This window comes from Streptomyces sp. NBC_01142 (genome assembly GCF_026341125.1).
Lineage (GTDB): Bacteria > Actinomycetota > Actinomycetes > Streptomycetales > Streptomycetaceae > Streptomyces.
The window spans coordinates 2,492,448-2,513,872 of sequence record NZ_JAPEOR010000001.1 but is presented as its reverse complement, the minus strand read 5'-3'; the positions used below and the strand labels follow the sequence as shown (position 1 = coordinate 2,513,872).

At 71.7% G+C, this 21,425-nt stretch carries 18 protein-coding genes; 6 read left to right on the top strand and 12 right to left on the bottom strand.

Features of this window, described 5'->3' with window-relative positions; genetic code table 11:
- The 7 genes from OG883_RS11455 to OG883_RS11425 form a co-directional block, all read right to left on the bottom strand.
- Positions 1 to 342: an acyl carrier protein gene (locus OG883_RS11455; RefSeq protein ID WP_266538593.1), complete on the bottom strand. Its 342-nt coding sequence runs from the start codon at positions 340 to 342 to the stop codon at positions 1 to 3.
- Between the two features lie 30 nt (positions 343 to 372).
- Positions 373 to 2,115 carry an acyl-CoA dehydrogenase gene (locus tag OG883_RS11450; protein WP_266538590.1) on the bottom strand — a complete coding sequence of 581 codons (1,743 nt, stop codon included), beginning with the start codon at positions 2,113 to 2,115 and terminating at the stop codon, positions 373 to 375.
- The gene (locus OG883_RS11445) at positions 2,109 to 3,959 is read right to left on the bottom strand and encodes an acyl-CoA dehydrogenase family protein (RefSeq protein WP_266538587.1); all 1,851 of its coding nucleotides are present in this window, start codon (positions 3,957 to 3,959) and stop codon (positions 2,109 to 2,111) included. The genes OG883_RS11450 and OG883_RS11445 overlap by 7 nt, the downstream gene beginning before the upstream one ends.
- The gene (locus tag OG883_RS11440; protein ID WP_266538585.1) at positions 3,956 to 5,731 is read right to left on the bottom strand and encodes a fatty acyl-AMP ligase; all 1,776 of its coding nucleotides are present in this window, start codon (positions 5,729 to 5,731) and stop codon (positions 3,956 to 3,958) included. The genes OG883_RS11445 and OG883_RS11440 overlap by 4 nt, the downstream gene beginning before the upstream one ends.
- A gap of 98 nt (positions 5,732 to 5,829) precedes the next feature.
- Positions 5,830 to 5,985 carry a hypothetical protein gene (locus tag OG883_RS11435; RefSeq protein WP_266538583.1) on the bottom strand — a complete coding sequence of 52 codons (156 nt, stop codon included), beginning with the start codon at positions 5,983 to 5,985 and terminating at the stop codon, positions 5,830 to 5,832.
- Between the two features lie 67 nt (positions 5,986 to 6,052).
- Positions 6,053 to 7,897 carry a glycoside hydrolase family 15 protein gene (locus tag OG883_RS11430; protein ID WP_266538580.1) on the bottom strand — a complete coding sequence of 615 codons (1,845 nt, stop codon included), beginning with the start codon at positions 7,895 to 7,897 and terminating at the stop codon, positions 6,053 to 6,055.
- Between the two features lie 251 nt (positions 7,898 to 8,148).
- Positions 8,149 to 9,249 carry a helix-turn-helix domain-containing protein gene (locus OG883_RS11425; protein WP_266538578.1) on the bottom strand — a complete coding sequence of 367 codons (1,101 nt, stop codon included), beginning with the start codon at positions 9,247 to 9,249 and terminating at the stop codon, positions 8,149 to 8,151.
- Positions 9,250 to 9,583: 334 nt separating this feature from the next.
- Between OG883_RS11425 and OG883_RS11420 the strand changes: the two genes are divergently transcribed.
- The 3 genes from OG883_RS11420 (at position 9,584) to OG883_RS11410 (ending at position 12,290) form a co-directional block, all read left to right on the top strand.
- On the top strand, positions 9,584 to 10,219 hold the full coding sequence (locus tag OG883_RS11420; RefSeq protein WP_266538575.1) for a helix-turn-helix transcriptional regulator: 636 nt from the start codon (positions 9,584 to 9,586) through the stop codon (positions 10,217 to 10,219).
- An 81-nt stretch (positions 10,220 to 10,300) separates the two neighbouring features.
- The gene (locus OG883_RS11415; RefSeq protein WP_266541434.1) at positions 10,301 to 10,831 is read left to right on the top strand and encodes a toxin-antitoxin system, toxin component; all 531 of its coding nucleotides are present in this window, start codon (positions 10,301 to 10,303) and stop codon (positions 10,829 to 10,831) included.
- A 157-nt stretch (positions 10,832 to 10,988) separates the two neighbouring features.
- Positions 10,989 to 12,290, top strand: a complete 1,302-nt coding sequence (locus tag OG883_RS11410; protein ID WP_266538572.1) for an ROK family protein — start codon at positions 10,989 to 10,991, stop codon at positions 12,288 to 12,290.
- A 247-nt stretch (positions 12,291 to 12,537) separates the two neighbouring features.
- Here the strand turns inward: OG883_RS11410 and xylA are convergent, their stop codons facing one another.
- Positions 12,538 to 13,707, bottom strand: a complete 1,170-nt coding sequence (gene xylA / locus OG883_RS11405; protein WP_266538570.1) for a xylose isomerase — start codon at positions 13,705 to 13,707, stop codon at positions 12,538 to 12,540.
- Between the two features lie 191 nt (positions 13,708 to 13,898).
- Here xylA and xylB point away from each other — a divergent pair, with 191 nt between their 5' ends.
- Positions 13,899 to 15,374 carry a xylulokinase gene (xylB, locus tag OG883_RS11400; protein WP_266538567.1) on the top strand — a complete coding sequence of 492 codons (1,476 nt, stop codon included), beginning with the start codon at positions 13,899 to 13,901 and terminating at the stop codon, positions 15,372 to 15,374.
- On the opposite strand, the gene OG883_RS11395 is transcribed toward xylB, so the two are convergent.
- The 3 genes from OG883_RS11395 to OG883_RS11385 form a co-directional block, all read right to left on the bottom strand.
- On the bottom strand, positions 15,367 to 16,548 hold the full coding sequence (locus tag OG883_RS11395; protein ID WP_266538565.1) for a hypothetical protein: 1,182 nt from the start codon (positions 16,546 to 16,548) through the stop codon (positions 15,367 to 15,369). The two genes, xylB and OG883_RS11395, sit on opposite strands and share 8 nt — an antisense overlap.
- A 212-nt stretch (positions 16,549 to 16,760) precedes the next feature.
- Entirely contained in the window at positions 16,761 to 17,462 is a 702-nt protein-coding gene (locus tag OG883_RS11390; RefSeq protein WP_266538563.1) for a sigma-70 family RNA polymerase sigma factor, read from the bottom strand.
- A 140-nt stretch (positions 17,463 to 17,602) separates the two neighbouring features.
- On the bottom strand, positions 17,603 to 18,289 hold the full coding sequence (locus OG883_RS11385; protein ID WP_266538561.1) for a hypothetical protein: 687 nt from the start codon (positions 18,287 to 18,289) through the stop codon (positions 17,603 to 17,605).
- A gap of 228 nt (positions 18,290 to 18,517) precedes the next feature.
- On the opposite strand from OG883_RS11385, the gene OG883_RS11380 reads away from it, so the two are divergent.
- On the top strand, positions 18,518 to 19,690 hold the full coding sequence (locus tag OG883_RS11380; RefSeq protein ID WP_266541431.1) for an MFS transporter: 1,173 nt from the start codon (positions 18,518 to 18,520) through the stop codon (positions 19,688 to 19,690).
- Positions 19,687 to 20,673 (top strand): sugar ABC transporter permease, encoded by a 987-nt coding sequence (locus OG883_RS11375; protein WP_266538558.1) that lies wholly within the window; start codon positions 19,687 to 19,689, stop codon positions 20,671 to 20,673. The genes OG883_RS11380 and OG883_RS11375 overlap by 4 nt, the downstream gene beginning before the upstream one ends.
- A gap of 18 nt (positions 20,674 to 20,691) precedes the next feature.
- Here the strand turns inward: OG883_RS11375 and OG883_RS11370 are convergent, their stop codons facing one another.
- Positions 20,692 to 21,315, bottom strand: a complete 624-nt coding sequence (locus tag OG883_RS11370; protein ID WP_266538555.1) for a hypothetical protein — start codon at positions 21,313 to 21,315, stop codon at positions 20,692 to 20,694.
- Between the last annotated feature and the right edge of the window lie 110 nt (positions 21,316 to 21,425).

The window sequence follows — 21,425 nt, the reverse complement described above, 5'->3', positions numbered from 1 at the left end:
TCACACCTCCCGATGCTCGCCGCCGGCCTTGGTGAACTCCTCGGCCAGGTGACGGGCGAGATCGTCGGCCGTGGGGTGGTCCCAGGCGACGGTCGGTTCGAGGAAGAGGCCGAACTCCTCCTCGATGTCGCCGTAGAGACTGAGCGCCGCTACCGAGTCCAGCCCGTACTCCGCGAAGGGGATGCGCGGGCCGATCTCCTCGGCGGGACGCTGGAGATACTCGCTCAGCCGGGTGATCAGCCAGTTGCGGAAGTCTCGTTCGCCGAACGCGGCCACGGGCTTGGCCGGCCAGGGGCCCGGGGTGTTTCCCCCGGTGGAGTGCCCAGTGGGGTGCAGCACCATCTGATGCTCCTCATCAACGTGTGTCTGCGTTCAGCCGGCGATCGGGGTGTCGTACAGGTCGTAACTCCGGGCTTCGTGATAGCGGTTCAGGACCTCGTCGAGCAGCCGGTCCGCCCAGCCGTCCGGGAGTCCGGGCAGCGGGTGGCCGAGCCGTTTCACCAGCCGGGTGAGCGCGGCGGCGAGCCAGGCGGGCGAGGCGAGGAACGCGTCGTCCTCCGGCTCCTGGTGCCGCCATACGCCCAGGCAGGCGGCGCCCGCCAGCAGCAGTGTGTAGCGGTCGGCGATGGCGTACGCCTTGGGGCTGGCCAGCACCGTGCGGTCCTTGGGCGACATGGTGCGGCACTCGCTCTGGAGGCTGCGCAGCTCCTCCTCGAGCGCGGCGGCCAGGGCGGTGAGCGCCTCGGTGTACTCGCCGGCCCGGGAGCCGCCCTCGCCCGCGATCGCGTCCGCCGCTCCCTCCAGCGAGCCGACCAGTGCGTCGCTGTCCGCGACCAGCACCAGCCGGGCGGGGTCCAGCGGCGGCAGCGAGTCGCGGACGCGGAACAGTCCTTCGGGCGCTGCCTTGCCGGTGAACCACGCGGTGCGGGCGAGCCGGGGCAGCTGCGGGATGATCGTGGCCTGGCAGGCCGCGGTTCCCGCGTGCCCGAGGCTGATCATCGGCAGATCGCGGACGTGCTTCTGGAAGGCTCCGTAAGCCCCGTCGCGCACATAGAAGTTGGCGCCGAGGACGATGGACAGGTCGTAGGCGGTCTCGGTGAGCAGCTTGGGCAGCAGATACTTCACGGCCGCCGCGTACACACTGGTGGCTTCCGGGACGAGGTGCACGGCCCGGGTGGCGGTCAGTGCCAGGCAGTCGCTGATGAGCAGATCGGTGAAGGCTCCGACGATCGTGGCGCGGGCGTGCGGGATCTCCAGCACGGAGCGGTGGTAGAGCTTGCGGTCCAGTGCGAAGCTCACCGCCGTACGCAGCGCCGTGTCACCGCCGCCGAGGATCATGGAGGGCAGCACACTGCGGGTGATCTGGAAGGAGCGCAGGGCCAGTTCGACTCCGTCGCCGAGGTTCCCGACGAGCGCGTCCGCGGGCAGCGGGCAGTCGGTGAACTCCACACCGGCGTTCTGGCAGCCGCGTACGCCGACCGTCTCGTAGCGCGGCAGATAGCCGTAGCGGCCGGCGGGCAGCTGTGCCTTGTCGACGAGGAGCACGGAGTGGCTGCGGCTGCCGGCGCTCTCCTCGGTACGGCTGAACAGCACCAGTGCCTCGGCTCGCTCGACGTTGTTGATGACGTGTTTGGCACCGGACATCACGAAGCCGTCGTCGGTCGGCGTGGCCCGGAACTCGTTGCGTACGAAGTCATTGCCGTGGGCGAGTTCGTGGTACGCGATGGCCAGCCGGCCGCCGCCCAGCAGCAGGTCGGCGACGCGCCGCTGCTGCTCGGGGCTGCCGGCCGCCCAGACGGCGATCGCCGCGATGAAGGTGGTGGCGCCGTAGCCGAGGCCGAGGCTGGCGTCCCTGCGGAAGACGCCGCGCAGCACCCGGCCGAGGGTGTCGATCCGCTCGAGCCGGCCACCGAGCTCTGTCGGTACGAACTCCGCGTTGAGGCGGAACGCGGCCAGGGCCTCTTCCGCCTCGGGGAGGAGTTCGCCGCGTTCGTCTGCGGCGAGCAGGGCGTCCCGGCCGAGCGGGTTGCCGGGATCCCCGGGGTCGCCGAAGCGCCTCTCCAGGTCGGCGACGCGCCGCTGGACGAGGACTTCTTCCTGGCTCGGGGTCAGCATGGCGGCCCTTCTGCGATACGGCCCGGCAGCAGAGAGAACAGCTCTCCCGCTTCGTACTGTTCGGTCAGTCGCCCGAGCAACCGCTCGTACAGCGACTCCAGTTCGGTGTCGTAGGCCGCGGGCGGCCGCGGCTGCGGGCCGGTGATGCCCGGCACCGCCTGTTCGAGGCGGTCCACGAGCCGGGCCAGTACGGCCTCGAGCCAGAGGCCCGAGGCCCACAGGCCGGTGGTACGCGGCCCGTGGGCGAGGCGGCGGTTGTGCTGCCATACGCCGAGGCTGCAGGCGGCCGCGAAGCACACGCTGTAGCCGCGGGCGAGGTCGAAGCTCTCCACCGGCGCGCCACCGGGGACGGGGCGGGCGGCCCGCATTGCGGTGTGCAGCCGGTCGGCCGCGGTGGCGAGCGTACGGGCGAGGGCGGCGGCGTGGGCGAGCTGCGGCTGCCGGGACGCCTGTGCACCGAGCACCTCGGCGGCGGTGGGCAGCGACCCCAGTACGGTGCTGCCGCGCCGCGCGAGCAGGCTGAGCTGTCCCGGAGTGAGCCGGGGCAGCGGGCGGGCGTAGGAGTAGGTGGCGGCGACGGTGTCCGGTTCGCGGTCGTGGACGGGGTGGCAGCGGGCCAGCGTGCGGAACTGGGCGGTCAGGGCGTACAGGTTGACCATGGTGTTGCCGTCGAAGATCCCGACGATGCGGTGGTCGCGCTCCAGTTTCTGGAACCGTCCGTGCGCGTAGTAGCCGGTGAGGATGGCGCGTGCGCCGAGCACCCCGCGCAGTCGGCCGAGGATGTCGTCCGCGACGGTCGGCACCAGGTACTTGGCGACCGCCGAGGTGACGCTGAGCTCGTCGGGCAGAGTGTGGATGGAGCGTGCGGCGACGGTGCTCAGTGCTTCCATCGCCAGCAGGTCGGCGTAGGTCTCGGCGAGGGTGCGGCGAGCGGCGGGGAGGTCGAGCAGCCTGCGTCCGTACAGCTCGCGCTCGGCGGCGAATCCGTAGACGACGCGCAGTCCGTGGTCGGCCGCGCCGAGCGAGAGCGCGGTGCACAGGGAGCGGGTGATCTGCAGGGCTTTGAGGACGGTCTCGGGGCCCTCGCCCTCGCGGCCGACCAGGCCGCGGGCGTCGACGGGCGCGCGGTCGAAGGCGATGCCGCTGATGTCCGCGCCGCGGATGCCGAGCGTGTGCACCTTCGGCAGGGTGCGGAAGGTGTGGCCGGGCAGGGCGTTCTTGTCGACGAGGAGCAGGGAGAAGCCGCGCGGGCCGCCGTTGGCCGCGGTGCGGGCGAGGAGGCAGACGAGGCGGCTCCGGGTGGCGTTGTTGATCAGCCACTTCTCGCCGCTGATGAGGTAGCCGCCGTCGGTGCGCTCCGCGACGACCTCTCCGGCCATCAGATCGCTGCCGTGGGTGCGTTCGGTCAGTCCGAGGGAGACCGGTTCGCCCGCGCGGACGAGGGAGGCGAGGCGTTCGGCACCGGCGTGGTCCTCGGCGACCCAGACGCAGACCGCGCCGAGGAACGTCTTGCCGTGTGCGATGGCACAGGTCAGGTCGCGGCGGGCGATGGTGCGCACGATTTCGAGCAGCTGGGGGAAGCCGGTGAGTGAACCGCCGTACTCCTGCGGGATGTAGTAGTGGTGGACGCCGAGGGCGCCGAGCAGCTCACAGGCCGCCGCCGGGAACTGCTCCGCGGCGTCCTCGTTCGCGGCGCGGGCGTAGGAGAGCGGTCCTGAGCCGTTGGGGTCGCCGAGCCGCTGGTCCAGCTGTTCCGCGAGATGCCAGCGCAGTCCGGTGCCGGCGTCCGTCTCCGGGGCGTACGCGGTCTGTGCCGTCCCGGTCCGCTGGGTGATCGCGGTCATCCGCCGGCTCCGTCGTGGACTTCGTGGCCGGCGCCCACGGTGACCAGTCGGCGCACCTCCGGGTGCAGCACCTCGTGCAACGGCTGGATCCGCCCGTCGAGGAAGAGCCGGCGCATGGCGGTGCGCTGGAGCTTGCCGCTGGTGGTGCGGCGTACGGTGCCGGGGCGGACCAGCAGGACGTTCTCGGCCGCGACCTCGAACTCCTTGGACACGCACATCCGTACCGCGGCGGAGAGCGAGGCCAGCTCGGCCTCGAAGCCCGAGCCGGTGCGCACCTCCTGGACGACGACGACATGGTCGCGGTCCGACTCCACGGCGAAGGCGGCGCTGGAGCCGAAGAGCGCGCTCACGCGCTGGACGCTGCGCTCGATGTCCTGCGGGTAGAGGTTACGGCCCGCCACGATCATGATGTCCTTCATCCGCCCGGTGATGTAGAGCTCGTCGCCGTCCATGACGCCCAGGTCTCCGGTGCGCAGATAGCCTTCGTCGCCGTCCTCGGTGGCGCCGTTGAAGGCGTGGGCGTTCTCCAGCGGGCGGTTCCAGTAGCCGCGGGCCACGCTCTCGCCCCGTATCCACACCTCGCCCACCACACCGGACGGAAGCTTTCTGCAGCTGGCCGGGTCGACGATGACCACCTCGCAGTTCTGCGGGCGGCCGGAGCTCACCAGCGTCCGGGCGGGCCTGCCCTGCGGGGCGGGCCGCAGCCGGTGGTGTTCGAGGTCGGCAGCGTCCACCACCCGCGAGGCAGCCATCTCGCCCGGCTCCTTGCCGCTGACGAGCAGGGTGGACTCGGCGAGCCCGTAGCAGGGGTAGAAGGCCTCCTTGCGGAAGCCGGCGGGGGCGAAGCGCTCGGCGAAGGCGTCCATGGTCTCGGCCCGTACGGGCTCCGCGCCGTTGACGGCCGTCTCCCAGCGGGAGAGGTCGAGCTGTTCGATCTCGTCGTCCTTGATCCGCCGCAGACACAGGTCGTAGGCGAGGTTGGGGCCGCCGCCGGTGGTGATGCCGTACTGGTCGATCATCTCGAGCCAGCGCAGCGGCCGCTTCGCAAAGGTCATCGGCGACATCAGCACTCCGGCGCCGCCGAGCCAGAGCGGGTGCAGCAGATGGCCCACCAGGCCCATGTCGTGGTGGAACGGCAGCCAGCCGCCCACCCGCGAGTCGCCGGTCGTACGCATCGCCTGCTGGATGGCGCGCTGGTTGGCGAGCAGATTGCGGTGGGTGACCATGACTCCCTTGGGTTCGCTCACCGAACCCGAGGTGTACTGGAGAAAGGCCACGTCGTCGGGGAACAGACCCGGCTCCTGCCAGGCGCCCGCGTCGCCGGCCTCCGCGCGGTCGGTGGCCAGGCACGCGACCTCGGGGTGACCGATGTTGGCCAGCAGCTGGGAGACGGTCGAGGCCATCGCGGCGTCGGTCAGGATGTAGCTGACGGAGGCGTCGCGGACGATGTTGGCGACCCGTTCGACGTTCTGCCGCGAGCCGACGGGGGCCGGCGCGGGCACGGCCACCGCCCCGGCGTACAGACAGCCCAGGAAGCTCGTCATGAACTCCCGTACCCCGCTCTGCAGGATGAGCACCCGGTGGCCGTGCGATCCGTGGTCCTGCAGCCAGGAGGCCAGTCGTTTGGCCCGTTCGCCGAGCTCGCCGTAGCCGAGCACATCGGATTCCAGCTCACCCTGCGGATTCGTGCCTACGCAGAAGTAAGCCTCCCGCTCCGCACGTTCCGATGCTCTGTCCAACACGAGTTCGGTGAAGTTCCGGTGTGCAGCCATCGTCGCCCCCAGCGCCGCGTACTGATGGCCAGAGCTTGGGAAACCCGTCTCAAGACCGCCTTGAAGGCGGCTGGACCTCGACGAAAAAGGCGTGAACCTCACCTGCTGTCGGCTCGCGTGAAGAGATCGCTCTGCGCGATCTCCTCGTAGTGGGCCCCCGGGATCCACACCCAGTACATCCCGTAGGCGATCAGTGCGCGGCCCACCGGGCGCAGCACTTTGACGACGAGGAACCTTCGTACGGACGACGACATGGCCGATCTCCTCTGTGCGGAAGGGGCAGTGCCGCACGACCATGCGCCGGGCCGGTCGACGATGGCTCTAGGAGCCGGCCCCGGGGCCGCGCCCGGACAGCCGCAGGGCCGTGTCGATCAGCGGCACATGACTGAAGGCCTGCGGAAAGTTCCCCACCAGCCGGCCGCGCCGGGTGTCCCACTCCTCGGCGAGCAGGCCGAGATCGGTACGCAGCGCCAGCAGCCGCTCGAACAGCTGCCGTGCCTCGTCCCGCCGGCCGATCAGGGCCAGATCGTGCGCGAGCCAGAACGAGCAGGCCAGGAAGACGCCTTCGCCGCCGGGCAGTCCGTCCGCACCGACCCTGTCCGAGCCGCCCTCGGGTACCGGATAGCGGCGTACCAAGCCGTCGTCGCACAGCTCCCGCTGGACGGCTTCGACGGTGCCCACCACCCGGGGGTCGTCCGGCGGCAGGAAACCCGTCTGCGGGATGAGCAGAAGCGAAGCATCCAGCTCGCGCGAGCCGTAGTACTGCGTGAAGGTGTTGCGCCCGGCGTCGTAACCGTGGGCGCAGACGTCGCGGTGTATCTCGTCGCGCAGGGCCCGCCAGCGCTGTACCGGGCTCTCCAGCGGCAGCCTGCTCAGTCTGCGTACGGTGCGGTCCGCGGCGACCCAGGTCATCACCTTGGAGTGGACGAAATGGCGGCGTGGGCCGCGTACTTCCCAGATTCCCTCGTCCGGCTCGCGCCAGTTGGACTCGAGGTGGTTCATGAGTTTCATCTGCAGGATGTGCGTGCTGTCGTCGCGCGAAAGCCCTGAGGTCTGGCCCAGCCAGAGGGCGTCCACGACCTCTCCGTAGACATCGAGCTGAAGCTGGTTGGCGGCGCCGTTGCCGATGCGAACCGGCCTTGACTTCTCATAGCCGGGCAGCCACGGCAGTTCGGCCTCCGGCAGCTCGCGCTCGCCCGCGACCCCGTACATGATCTGCAGGTTCTGGGCGTCCCCGGCCACGGCGCGCAGCAGCCACTCGCGCCAGCGGCGGGCCTCCTCGTGGTAGCCGGTGCGCAGCAGCGCGGTCAGCGTCATGGCGGCGCCACGCAGCCATGCGTAGCGGTAGTCCCAGTTGCGTACGCCGCCGATCTCCTCGGGCAGCGAGGTGGTGGGCGCGGCGACGATGCCGCCGGTCGGGGCGTAGGTGAGGGCCTTGAGGGTGATCAGGGAGCGGACCACGGCCTCCCGCCAGGGACCCGAGTAGCTGCACCGGCCGGTCCACCGGGACCAGAACTGTTCGGTGTCCGTGAGGAGTTGGGCAGCGTGGGGCCGGGGCGGGGCGTCGCCGTGGGAGGGCTGCCAGCTCAGCGTCAGGGTGACCCGCTCGCCGGCGCCGACGCTGAACGCCGCGTGGGTGGTCAGATCACTCCCGTAGGTGTCGACGTCGGCGTCCAGCCAGAGCGCGTCGGGGCCGGCCACGGCGACCAGCCGGTCGCGGCCGCCGGGGCCGTGCTCGCGCTGCACCCAGGGGACGATCCGGCCGTAGCTGAAGCGCATCCGCAGGGCCGAGCTCATCCGGACGCGCCCTGAGACGCCCTCCACCATTCGTACGAGAGTCGGTGCGGCATCCGGCCTACCGCGTCCTGCGCCCCTGGGCGGCATGAAGTCGATCAGCCGGACCGTTCCCTCCGGAGTGTCCCACTCCGATTCCAGCACGAGGGAATCGCCGCGGTAGCGACGGCGGGTGGCGGCACCCGCGCTGTCGGCGAGCCCCGCGGGAGCCAGCCGCCAGAATCCGTGGTCCTCCGTGCCGAGCAGCCCGGCGAAGACGGCGGGCGAGTCGAAGCGCGGCAGACAGAACCAGTCGACCGAACCGTCCCTGGCTATCAGGGCCGCGGTCTGCATGTCCCCGATCAGTGCATAGTCCTCGATGAGCGCAGCCACACGAACTCCCGGAACACCGTCACAGCCGCCTTCCGGAGGCGGACCCCCGTCTCCCCGGCGGAACGCAGAGGATCCGGGCACGTTACGCGTGGGACCTCGAGACTCGGCCGGTGCTGGAGTCAGCGCCGGGGAGCGGGGAGGCCACGGGGCTGTGCAGACCGGCCCGGTTCACGGCGCGGACGCCGAGGAGCGTCATGGACGCGCGACATCTGCCAGGGGTGACGGCAAACCGGCGGGCAGGCAGGCCCCGTTCAGACTCCGGAGACCGCCCGCAGATGCTTGCCGCGCCGCCGCCCCGGTACCGCGGTGACACCCTGCACTCCCGGTACGGCGGCGGAGCGGGTTTCGCGGAGCACGAGCGTCATCCGTGTGAACCCCTTGTCCTGAAGCGTCTGCGGCGTCTCGTCGACGATCCGGCAGTCGGTACGCCCCCACCGGGGGTCGGGGTGCCGCAACGGCCGTACGGCACCGTCGTGATGGAGGGCCGCTGCCCCCATGGCGCGCATCCAGTGCGGCAGTCCGCACCGGTAGGCGGCGTCCATGATCGGGTCCAGGGCGATGTCCTGGCGAATGGCCTGAAGTACCTCGTCCCCGTCGTCGCCCTCCAGGGCGGACTCCAACTGTGCCATCAGGGGCAGACACCAGCTTGTCTCGTGCTCACCGAGTACCGTGCCCGCGTCCGGGTGGAACAGGACGAACCTGAGGAAGTTCTGGCCCGGCATGGCCGTAGGGTGCGGTCCGATGCCGCGGAACAGCGCGTCGAAGGCGGGGTTGGTGTGCGCGACGTCCCACCGCCGGTCGAAGAGCAGGGAGGGCAGGGGCACGGCGTCCATCATCGTGGCGTAGTCACGCAGATAGGCCTGCGTCTCCGGATCCGGGGAATCAGCGGGGACGGCAGGACCTCCGGGATCGGCGGGGACCGCCGGCAGCGAGGGCGTCGACGGGCGCACGGGAGCGGGAGCACAGGCAGCAGTGAAGGCCGACGAAGGGGCAGGCACCCGCGGGCGCGGGGGGGCGGCCGGAAACGCGGGCCCGGACGGGCGGCTGGGCCCCGCCGGGCGCGCGGGCCCCGGCGGACGTACCGGCGGCCCGGAGGGAGGCACCGGCCCCGACGGACGCAACGGTGTGCTCCATGCTGCCCTCGGCGGGTCCCGGTCGACGGCGAGACGGAACAGCCATCCGCTCTGCTGGGAGCTCATCTCGAGCGCCTCGACAAGGGCGATGAGCCTGTCGTCGGACCATTCCTGGGCCGGTGTGCGCTCCCAGGTTCCGTACACGTGCGCGCTGATTCCGAGCCGCGCGGCCACGTCCTCCGGGCTCAGGCCCAGTTCCTCACGGCGACGTCTGAGCACGTCGGTGAGCCGCCTCGCACGCAGCGCGCCGCGCGTCGTGCCGGCACACCCTCGACGCCCGTGGACACCAGGCCGTTCCAGGCTTGCCTCATGTGTCATCGAGAACGCCACCCTTCTCGAACTCCCGCTGCGGCAGCGCCTGTTCGATCTTCAACCGCGTGGCGATCCTGCTACCGAAAACGCGGCCATGTCAACTATCGTGGCATTCCGTGTCGCTGAACGCTCAATTCGCGCCACAGCTGTGGCATGAGCTGGCTGTATTCCCTCCCAGCGGATAATCTCCCGGCAGCCCACTGTCTGCGGAGCAACCTCGCCTGATCTAGGAGACCTACTGGTGACAGACGGCTTCTCGGTTCCGGGCCCGACAGCCGCAGGCCCTCTGGCGGCGTCCATCGCCCGCCTGGCCGAACTCGCGGGCAAGCTCGGGGTACCTCATGGCGAGGTCTTCGACATTCATCAGCTCTCCGAGGCCTCGGGTGTTCCCGCCGACGTGGTCCGCGCCCTGCTCGACGGCAGGCCGGCCGGGGAACCCGACCTCCAGGCGCGCTTTCTGCAGCGCTTCGACCTGCTGCGCAGGACACGGCTGAAGCCCAACGGCCGCCGCTACACACAGCAGGAGATCGCCGATGGTGCGGGCATGTCACGGCAGCAGGCGGGAGCGCTCATCAACGGCGACCGCCGGCCGACCATGGAGCACTGCGACGCCATACAGAGGTTCTTCAAGGTCCATGCCGGATTCCTCACCGCCGGGGACGCCGATGCGCTCGGCGGCGCACTGCAGCGCACCGAGCAGGCACTGCTGCACGACTACGCCGGCGGTGACAGCGACCCGCTGGAGCGGCTGCTGCAGGATCACGGGGTACGGGGCATCGCCTGGCGCGCCGCTCAACTGCCCACCGACAAACACCGGGACAAGGTCGCCGAATGGCTCGACATGCTCCTGGAGAGCGTCAAGCCGACAGATCCCTGACGTCTTCAGGACAGCGTGGGATGCGCAGGTGTCTGCACAGGTGCTGACGGGGAGAGGAGAACGGTGAGCATAGGCAAAGAGATGCGTCGGCTGTGCGGCGAGCTGGTCGCCGGAATCGATCTGTCCGCCCCGGTGGAGCCCGCCGATCTCTATGCCGCGCTGTGCCAGGGAATGAGCAGGCGCCGCGGCCGGCCCGTCCGGTACCGCATGGCCTCGTTCCCCCCGGGGACGGCCAGCGGACTCTGGCTCGACATGGCCGACCAGGACCTGATCGTCATCGAGGAGCGCACCGCTCCCGACCACCAGCTGGTCATTCTCGGCCATGAACTGTGGCACATGGAGGCCGGACACTGCACCCATCACGTCGAGGGCGCGGCCGTCGCCGCCCGGCTGCTGACGGACGAGGCCGATCTCCAGGCGACGGTGCTCAAGGTCGCGGCCCGGACCCGTTTCGACCAGGCCGAGGAGAACCAGGCGGAGAGCTTCGGCCTGCTGCTCAGCAGCAAGTGCCGCTCCTGGCTGGCCGGTTCGGCCGGCCGCGGCCGCGTACGGCGTGACGGACTCGCGGGCCGGATCGAGGCGTCGTTGGGATACCGCGGGCCACAGGGCTGAGTCGTGGACGGCCGGGACAACGGCCGGGACCACTCCGTCCCTGCCGCCCGGCAACCCGCCGCGGTACGGCCGGGTCGGCCGGGTCTCGGAGCGGTTCCCGCTGAACGATCCGGCGAAGGCGTGAGGTCGCGTCCCGTCACCTAGGCTCGGCGGCGAGATGAACGGCAACCACAGAGACAGTCACAGAGACCGTCGCCGGGGCAATCACACGGGCAGTCGTACCGCCGGCCACACCGGCGGCCACACACCGCTGGAGCCCAAGGCGGACCGGGAGACCGTGCGACGGCACAACCTCAGCCTGGTGCTGCGGGCGGTCCGCGACGAGGGCGAGGCGACCCGGGCCGGGGTCGCCGCGCGGGTGGGACTGACCCGCGCGGCGGTCTCCTCGCTGGTGGAGCAGTTGCTGGAGAGCGGGTTCCTGTCCGAGTCCGGGAAGACGTTCAGCGGTCAGGCGGGCCGGCCCGGCACCGTGCTGAAAGTGGCCCGTACCGGCGCCGCGGGCGTCGGTATCGAGATCAACGTCGACTATGTGTCGGTATGCGTGGTGGATCTGGCGGGCACGGACCGGGTGCGGCTCGTCGAGCATCTCGACAACCGCGGCGCGCCGCCCGCGCAGGTACTCGACCGCGCCGCCGGCATCACCGCCCGCGCGCTGACGTCGGCCGCCGAACAGGAACTGCGTCCCGTGGGCGCCGAGTTGGCGCTGCCGGGGCTGATCTCGGCGGGCACGGTCCGCCAGGCACCCAATCTGGGCTGGACACGGGTCGCGGCCGAGGGCCCGTTCGCCGGGGCACTCGCCGCGCTGCGTCCCGGCGTGCCCGCCCTGCCGGTGCGTGCGGAGAACGAAGCCAATCTGGCGGCGCTGGCCGAACTGTGGTTCGGCGGTCTGGGCGAGATGCGCAGCTTCCTGTTTCTGACCGGCGAGATCGGGGTCGGCGGTGCGCTGGTCCTGAACGGCGAACTGCTCCGCGGGGCGCACGGTTTCGCCGGTGAGATCGGGCATGTGGTGGTGTCCGCGGAGGGGCCCGAGTGCCGCTGCGGTTCGCGGGGCTGCCTGGAGCAGTACGCGGGCCAGTCGGCGCTCCTGCGGGCCGCGGGGATCGATGAGGGGGCCGGCGCCTCGGGCGTGGCGGAGCTGGAGCGGCGGGCCCGGGCGGGCGAGGAGCGCGCGCTCGCGGCGCTCGGGCAGGCCGGGCTGATGCTGGGGCGGGTGCTTTCCGGGGCGGTGAACCTCTTCGACCCGGACGCGGTGGTGCTCGGTGGGATCTACCGGCCGCTGCTGCCCTGGCTTTCGCCGCCGGCCGGCGGCGAGCTGGCAGGACGGGTGGTGTCGGGGCTGTGGCCCGAGGGAAGCGGGCGGCTGCGCGCCTCGTCCCCGGCGGCGGACGCGGCGCGCGGCGCGGCGGCCCTGGTGGTACAGGACGTGCTGGCGGACCCGGTGGCCTACGCGGACCACTGAGTCCGGCCACCGGAACGTGTCCGTGCGGCGTGTGAGAACCCGGGTCCGGGTCCGGGTCGGCCGACACCGCAACCCGCCCTGCGTTGGGACCGCGCCCTGCCTTTGGACCGCGGCCGGGGCTTGGACCGCGGCCGGGGCTTGGACCGCGGCCCAAGTCGGCCGGAACTCAGCCTGTCCGGCGTTGGAGGACCGGGGTCCGGGCGGAGCCCCGGCAAGGGCCCGCGGCTGCCCGCGCCCGCCGCGGGAGTCAGCGCACACCGAGCAGGTGATCCATCGCGAGCTGGTCCAACTGCTCGAAGGCCATCCCGCGCTCCCCGGCGGCGTCCACGTCGAACTCCTCGAACGAGGCACGGTCGTCGAGCAGTCCGGACAGCCCGTCCGCGGCAGTGGGCAGGCACAGCTCGTCGAGCCGCGCGGCCCGCAGCGCCTCCCGTACCCGCGGATCCGCGCGGAAAGCGGCAGCACGCTCGCTGAGAATCAGATAGTTGCGCATACAGCCCGCGGCGGAGGCCCACACCCCGTCGGAGTCCTCGGTCCTGGGGGGCTTGAAGTCGAAGTGCCGCGGACCCTCGTAGCCGGCCGTCTCCAGCAGATCGACCAGCCAGAAGGCGGAGCGCAGATCGCCCGCGCCGAAGCGCAGGTCCTGGTCGTACTTGATCCCGTTCTGCCCGTTGAGGTCGATGTGGAAGAGCTTGCCCGCCCACAGCGCCTGGGCGATGGAGTGGGTGAAGTTCAGCCCGGCCATCTGCTCATGGCCGACCTCGGGATTGACGCCGTACAGCTCGGGCCGCTCCAGGCGCTCGATGAAGGCCAGCGCGTGGCCGACGGTGGGCAGCAGGATGTCGCCGCGCGGCTCGTTGGGCTTGGGTTCGATGGCGAACCGGAGGTCGTAGCCCTGCGTGGTGACGTACTCCCCCAGCAGGTCGAAGGCTTCCTTCAGCCGGTCCAGGGCCGTGCGTACGTCCTTGGCCGCGCCCGACTCCGCGCCTTCGCGGCCACCCCAGGCGACATAGATCCGGGCCCCGAGCTCGGCGGCGAGGTCGATGTTGCGCAGCGTCTTGCGCAGCGCGTACCGGCGTACCCCCCGGTCGTTGGCGGTGAAGCCGCCGTCCTTGAAAACAGGGTGGGTGAAGAGATTGGTGGTGGCCATCGGCACGACCAGCCCGGTGGCGTCCAGCGCCTGCCGGAAGCGCTTGATGTGCGACTCGCGCGCGGTCCGGGAGGCGCCGAAGGGGATCAGGTCGTCGTCGTGGAAGCTGACGCCGTACGCCCCGAGCGCGGCGAGCCGCTGCACGGTCTCGACGGGGTCCAGGGGCGGCCGGGTCGCGTCTCCGAACGGATCCCTGCCCTGCCAGCCGACCGTCCAGAGACCGAAGGTGAACCTGTCCTCGGGGGTGGGGGTGAAGCGTTCCGTCATCGCCATGACCGCCTTCGATCCACAGTTTGTTTTCTTACCTTATTAATAATGCATACCTCTCCGTGCTCACAGAAGCCCCTCAACTTCTGTTACCCGACTCCTATACCCCACTCCACACCCTGTTCCCGTCGGACCGGGTGACGTAATTTGTTTTTCGTACGCCAAAATGGCCCGGAGGGAGCGGTGAGGCAATGCAGACGCACACGGTCGTCATCGGTGTGGACAGTTCGACCCAGTCCGCCAAGGCGGCGTTCACCGACGCCGAGACCGGTCGGCTGCTTGCCGTCGGCCGGGCCCCGCACCAGGTCGGCGGTGAGGGCGGCGCCCGCGAGAGCGACCCCGAGGTGTGGTGGTACGCGCTGCGTGAGGCCGTCGCCACCGGGCTCAAGGAGTCGGGCCTGCCCGCGTCCGCCGTACGGGGTATCGCGGTCGCCGGACAGCAGCACGGCCTGGTCGTCCTCGACCGCTCCGGGCGGCCGGTGAGGCCGGCGCTGCTGTGGAACGACACCCGTTCGGCCCCGCAGGCAGCCGCCCTCACCGAGGCGCTCGGCGGCCCGGACGCCTGGACGGCCCGCACCGGATCGGTGCCGGTCGCCTCGATGACCGCCGCCAAGTGGCAGTGGCTGCGCGAGCACGAGCCCCGGGCGGCCGAGGCTGCGGCCGCGGTCCGTCTCCCCCACGACTTCCTCACCGAACGGCTGACGGGCACCGCGGCCACCGACCCCGGGGACGCCTCGGGCACCTGCTGGTACTCCACCGCCACCGGTGCGTACGACCCCGAACTCCTGCGACTCATCGGCCTGGACGTCGACCTGCTGCCCCCGGTGGCCGCCACCGGCGCCGCCCGCGTCGGCTCGCTCACCGCCGCGGCCGCCGAGGAGCTCGGTCTGCCGGCAGGCATCGCGGTCGCCGCCGGCACCGGCGACAACATGGCCGCCGCGGTCGGCCTCGGGCTCGGCGGCGCGGGGTTGCTGGACCACCCGGCGCTCAGCCTCGGCACCTCCGGCACGGTCTTCGCCGCCAGCCGCACCCGGCCCGCGTCCGCGGCCCTCGCCGGATTCGCCGCCGCCGACGGTACGTACCTCCCGCTGGCCTGCACCCTGAACTGCACGCTCGCCGTCGACAAGGTCGCCACCCTGCTGGGCCTGCACCGCGATGCCGCCGAGGCGGGCGGGGAGGTCGTGCTGCTGCCCTACCTCGACGGGGAGCGCACCCCCGACCTGCCCGCCGCCTCCGGCCTGCTCACCGGCCTGCGGCACACCACAACCCGGCAGCAGCTCCTCGGCGCCGCCTATGAAGGCGCGGTCGTGACGGTCCTGCGCGCGCTCGACGAAGTACTGCACGCCTGCGGCCTCGACCCGTCCGGGCCGGAGGCGGCCACTCGGCCGCTGCGCCTGATCGGCGGCGGCGCACGGGGCCGCCACTGGGTGGAGACCGTACGCCGCCTCTCCGGCCGCCCGTTGCTGATCCCCGCGTCCGCCGAACTGGTCGCCCTCGGCGCGGCGGCGCTGGCGGCGGGCGCCGCGACGGGCGAGGACCCGGTGGCACTGGCGGCCGGCTGGCAGGGCGGGAACGCGACCGAACTGCCGCCTGTGGCACGTGACATGGAGACATGGGAGCGGGTCAACGACGTGCTCGGGCGAGCGACGCCGACACTGCTCACCTGACGACGGGCATGCGGCGCACTGCGGGATCGACCTTGGTGAACGGTGTGGGCGCGTTGCCCGTCCAGCGGTGCAGCACCGCCTCGCCGGTCTCCTTGGTGCCGGTACCGTCCTGGATCTTTCCTGCCTCGCCGAGGTAGAAGCGGCCGTCGTCGAGGGAGACCAGTCCGTACTGGCCGGCCGACTGCCAGCCGTACGTCCCCGACGGCGTGTGGTGCAGCCCTTCGGGCAGCAGCGACAGCAGCCGTCCGCGCTCGGGGCGCTGCTGGCCGCGGATGTCGCCCCACACCGGGCGTTTTTGGCCGTCGACGACGAAGAGGGTGTAGTGGGGGAAGCCTGGCTTGGTGCCCTTGTACGCGGCCATCAGCCAGTTGCCGCTGTGCCCGTCGTACTCCAGGTTCTGCACCCCGTACGTGGTGTTGCCGGTGTACACGAAGTACTTGCCGTCGGGCGCGGCGGGACCGCTGGTGTGCGGGGCGGATTCGGTCAGGGGCCGCTCGTACTTCTTCCAGTTCCGTACGTCGTACTGGAGCAGGACCTGGTGGTCGTTGTCGGTCCGGGTGGTGTGGGAGTAGACGCCGTACGCGACGGTCAGTTTCTGCCTGCCCGGCGAACTGCCGAACTCCGGCCCGAACGCGACGCCGTCGATGCCGCTGCACCCGTAACGGTGGTCGGGGGTCTTCGCCGTGTCCCCGTCGAAGACACCGTCGCCGTTCATGTCGGCCGTGTAGTCCCGCACGACCTCCTTGAGATGAACGGTCGACACGACCCCGGAGGTGAGGGCATCCATGTTCATCCGCGTGATGCGGTCACCGTCGAAGAGGGCGATGTAGAAGGCTCGGGCGGCCTTGTACTCCAGGGAGCCGTAGACCCGTCCGTCCTGTCGGTTGAAGTCCAGGTCGCCGAGATGACCGGTGAAGCCGGTGACCGAGCCGAGCGGCTTCCCGCGCAGATCGGTCTTGACGAGGAGGTTGGTGAAGGAGAAGTACATACGGCCCTTGCGGCGGTCCAGAGCCATGCCCTGGAGATGGCCGGATTTCCACGCCCCGCCGTCGATGGCCGTGGGCAGTTCCCGCACGGGTCTGTCGGTGGCGTGGGCCGTGGGGGCGGTGGTGCCGATCGCCGCAACGGCCAGGAGGACGACGGCTGTCAGTAAGCCGCGTAGGTGCCTGTGCATGTTCCCTCCGGTGTCCTGGGAGTCCGGATGGTGCCGGGCAGGCGTTCACGACCAGCCAACGCCGTGAGAACACCTCTGTGCGGCATACCAGTTGTCGGTATCTCCTGTCACCACCACTGCGGCCCCGGGGCTTCGTCCCCGGGCCGATCTGCCGATGTCCGCGGACGGCCGCGCGGGCTCTGCAGGCTGCCGGACGGCCGTCCGCGTCTCCGTCAGGGCGCGGTGGTCACGAGCACCCGCTCCTGTTCACCCGGTTCCCGGCCGGCGTCCGGTGCCCATTCCTCCTGCCGTGCGGCGGGTTGCTCGGCCTCCCGCAACAGCGCCGTCAGGGCGCTGCGGGCGCGGGCCACCCGGGAGCGCACCGTGCCGATCGGGCATCCGATGGCCAGCGCCGCTTCGGCGTACGGGAGTCCCAGCAGCTGGGTGAGGACGAATGCCTCGCGGCGCTCGCCCGGGATCGTGGCCAGCAGTTCGGCGAGCGCGACTCCGTCCTCGAAGCCGGGCAGGTTGCGGGGCTGGGTCCGCTCGGCGGCCGACTGCCAGTCGTCCGTGCCCGACAGCCGGGGGCGGGCCGCGGTGCGGCGGAGGCTGTCCACCACCGCGCGTCGGGCTATGGAGAGCAGCCAGGTACGCGCGGACGAGCGGCCTTCGAAGCGGTGCAGGCTCCCCAGCGCGCGCAGGAATGTGTCCTGGGTCAGGTCGTCGGCGGCCTGCGGGTCCGCGCTCAGATAGGTGACATAGCGCCAGACGTCGCGGTGCAGCGCGCGTACGAACCGCTCCACGGCAACGGGATCGCCGCTGCGAGCGGCGAGCGCCCAGCCGGTCACCACCTCGTCGCTCGCGGCCGTGTGTGGTGGTCGCCGCACATCGGCGGGGCGGGGCGGGGGCGAACACGGGGGCAGGGCAGAGTTCATCGCCTGGTGTCCCTTTCACAATTCCGGGATCCGGCGGTCGCCGATCGGGCGGGCCGGTAAGTCGTACGGCTCTGCCCGATGGCAGGCCGATGCCCGAGTCGCGAGGCGAGGTCACCGTCGCCGCGTCGGGGAACTGGCTGTCAGACGACAGCGATCCCGGTGGGCGGACCCCGTGAAGTGATGGCGTGAACGAGCAGCAGCTGCCGCAGGCGGCGGGCGCGGCAGGAGCACCGGCCGCGGAGGCGTGGCCGGTGCGGGGGCGCGGGGAGACGGAGCGGCAGCCTCAGCGGTGCGACGAGCCAGCCCGCGAAGGCACGCAGGACCTGGAAGACGGCCTGCTCACCGTGGGCGAGCCAGAGGCCGCACACCAGCGCGGCCAGCAGGTGGGCTGCCAGCATGCCCGTTGACGACATGGCCAGGGACGACATGCCCATGGCCGGCATGCCGTCGTCGGGGCCCATGGGCAGGGCCGTGCCGTCCGTCATCCCCCGCAGGGCGTGGTGGGCGTGCCCGCCCATCGACAGCATGGGCAGATCGGCCGTGGCCGACGGTGACCCGTCCACAGGGTGCGCCATGTCCTGCGCCAGCGAGAACCCGGAGTGCAGTACGGCCTGAGTGGCCACGGCCACGGAGGTGACCAGGAACAGGCCGCGTTCCCGGGCCGCCAGCGCCCACGCCACGGCGCCTGTCACGGCCGAGGCGGGGACAGTCGCCCACCACGGGACAGCCACTCCGGACATCAGCACATGGCCGAGCGTTCCGAGCAGCACACAGACGGCCGCGAACACTGCGGCCCGTACTGCGCGGCAACATCGCCCTGGAGTCATGGCGGGCCCATCCTTGCATCCGTCGCGCCGCCGTCAAGACCACGTCCGAAATGTTCCCGGAACGGCTTTCTCCCGGCCATGACGGTGACTCAGATCACATCCCACTCCCGGAACTTGATGGTTACACGACCCGACTTCTGACGAGGTCCGACGACCTCTTGCAGCCGACGGGAACGGAGCACAGCAGTGGGGGCGGAGCAGAAAGCGGCAGCAGCGCCGGCGGGCGCGGTGCCGGGGGAACCGGCGTCCCGTGCGCTGACGGCTCTGCTGACCTGCGCCATGGCCTACTCGATGATGCAGCTGTTCCTGCTCGGTGCGCTGGGGCCGCGGCTCGTCGGCGAACTCGGCATCTCGCCCACCGTCCTCGGCCTGACGACGACGGTGGGCTTCGGTACGGCGGCCGTGCTGTCGCCGGTGGGCGGACGGCTGGTGGACCGGGTGGGCCCGCGCCGCTGCCTGGTGGCGCTGCTGCTGGTGTCCGCCGCGGCGCTCGCACTGATCGGCGCGGCGCCCGGCGCGGGGCTGCTGCTCGCGGCGGTGGCGCTGGGCGGACTGCCGCAGGCGCTGGCCAACCCCGCCACCAACAAGGCGATTCTGGCCACGGTCCCGCCCGCAGACCGCGGCGCGGTGACCGGAATGAAGCAGGCCGGGGTCCAGCTCGGCGCCTTCGCCGCGGGACTGCCCCTCGCCGCGCTCGCCGGCGGCATCGGCTGGCGCGGGGCGGTGTGGACGGCGGCCGGCACGGCCGTCGTGGCCGCCGTGTGGGCGGCGCGCATGCTCCCCGCCGACCCACCGGCGGCAGCCCCCGGCCCGCGCTCCTCCCTGGTTCCCCGGGGCGCCATCGCCTGGCTGGCGGCCTTCTCCCTACTGCTGGGCTGCGGGATCGCCTCGGTCAACACCTATCTGGCGCTGTTCGGTACGCAGCGGCTCGGGCTCGGTCCCACGGCCGCCGGCGCGCTGGTGGCCGTGCTGGGGGTCGCCGGGATCGCCGGCCGGGTGGGCTGGTCGAAGGTGGCCGGCCGTCCCGGACGTGCCGAGTGGCTGCCCGGATGGCTGGCCGCGGGCGCGGTGGGTGCGGCGCTGCTGCTGGCCGGCGCGTTGCTCGTGCACCCGCTGGCATGGCCGGCGGCCGTGGCTGTGGGGGTGTTCGCGGTCTCGGGCAACGCCGTCTCGATGGTGCTGGTCATGCAGCGGGCGGCTCCCGGCCGGGCGGGGCAGGACTCGGCGCTGGTCTCGGCGGGGTTCTTCACCGGGTTCGCGGTGGGGCCACCGCTGTTCGGCCTGCTGGCCGGGGCGGGCCACTACGGGCCCGGCTGGCTCCTGGTGGCGGCCGAGTTCGCCGGGGCATGTGCGGTGGCGCTGCTCTGGGCCGTACGGGACCGGCGCGAGGCCCAGCGATGAGCACGCCGGCCTGGGCCCTGCCCGCCCTGACAGCGGTCCTCGAGCGGGTCGCGGCCGTACGGAGCGACGTCGGCGACCGCTTCCCGCTGTTCGCGGAACCCGGCAGCGGGCACTGGACGACGACCGGACGCGGCTCGTGGACCGGCGGGTTCTGGGCCGGACTGCTGTGGCTGCGCGCGCTCGGGACGGGCGAGGCCCTCGACCGGGCCGCCGCCGCGCAATGCACGGCGCGGCTGGCGCCCTGGGCCGAGGCCGACACAGCCACCAGGGGACTCATCTTCTGGTATGGAACAGCGCTCGCCGCCGACGACGACCGGGCGGCGGAGCTGCGTGCGCGCGCGGCGCGCGCCTGCCTGGATTCCTACGACCACGAACTGGGCCTCGTCCCCTGGGGGTCGGCCTTCGGCGGACCACGGCTGCTCGCCCGCGCCGACGCGTCGCCCGGCCTCGTGCCGCTGCTCGCGACGGCCGGTCCGGAGGCGATGCGGGCGGCCGGATCCCATCTTCGTACGCACCTGGAACTCTGTCTGACCGGCGGTACGTCGAGGTTCGATCCGGGTTCGGGATGGCTGCCCTTCGACGATCCGCCGGCCGGCTGGAGCCGTGGGCGGGCCTGGCTGCAGCTCGCCGCGGCCGATGCCGTGCATCATCTGGGAGCCGAGGAACTCGGCTGCATGCCTGGGCAGTCGGCTGCCTCCCGCCTGGTGCCCCTGGCCGACGAGAGCCGCCCCGACGGCCCGTGCGACACCTCGGCGGCCGCGATCACGGCCGTCGCCCTGCTCAAGCTCGGACACCGCGAACGTGCGGTCGCCGTGCTGGAGGAACTGGTCCGCGTCCATCTCACCGGCTCCGGCCGGCTGCTCGACGGCTGCTACGACCTCGGCAGAGAAGCAGCGGTACGGCACGAACTGGTGTGGGGGACCTTCTTCCTCGCGTACGGACTTGCCGTGCTCACCGGGCTCGTCGACGTCCACGCCGCCTGAGAGGTCAGCGACGACAACCTAGGGCGTGCCCTGGCAGTTCTTGCGGAAGGCCTCGTCGTACGCGGTGTCGTAGCCGACGGCGTACCCGCTCTGGAACGCGGCGATGAGCACATCCGGCTTGGCCGGAGGTGTCAGACGCGCGTGGGTCCGCACGCACGTCTTGGCGTCCTCGAGGGCCCAGGTGGTGCCGGAGGACTTCCCGGCGTTGAACATGCTGTCGTACGTCTGCTCCGGCGGCTTCTGCGGCGGCGGGGGCTCCCCCGGCTTCTGCGTGCAGTTCTCCTTGAACGCCTTCGCGTACGCCTGGTTGTAGCCGTACTTGTAGCCCTGGATCTTGCCGCGCTCGTGGTCATTGGGACTGACCGGCGCCAGCGGAGGCGGCAGCTTCTGGCAGACAGGAGGACTGCCGTCTTTCCTGCCGGCGGCCGACCCCAGGAGAAACCCCTGGCGACAGCCGGTGTGGTAGGCGTCCTTGGGCAGGCTCAGGCCGTGACAGACGTTCGGGGCGATCGCAGTCGTCGTCTCTGCGGTGGGAAGCGACTCCTGGGTCCCCGCGCCTCCTGCCGCGAAAGCGGGCGAGATCGCGAGTGCTGCGAGGAGCGGTGCTGCTCCGAGCAGGGCGAGACAGCGATTGCGGGACATGGCCATCCTTTCGGGAGCCGATACCCGCAGGCAGCCGGCTCAGGTCGTCGCCCCCTGCGTTGCTCTGACGGCTTCGGACAAAGACGCTACGCCTCACGGCGTCACCGCAG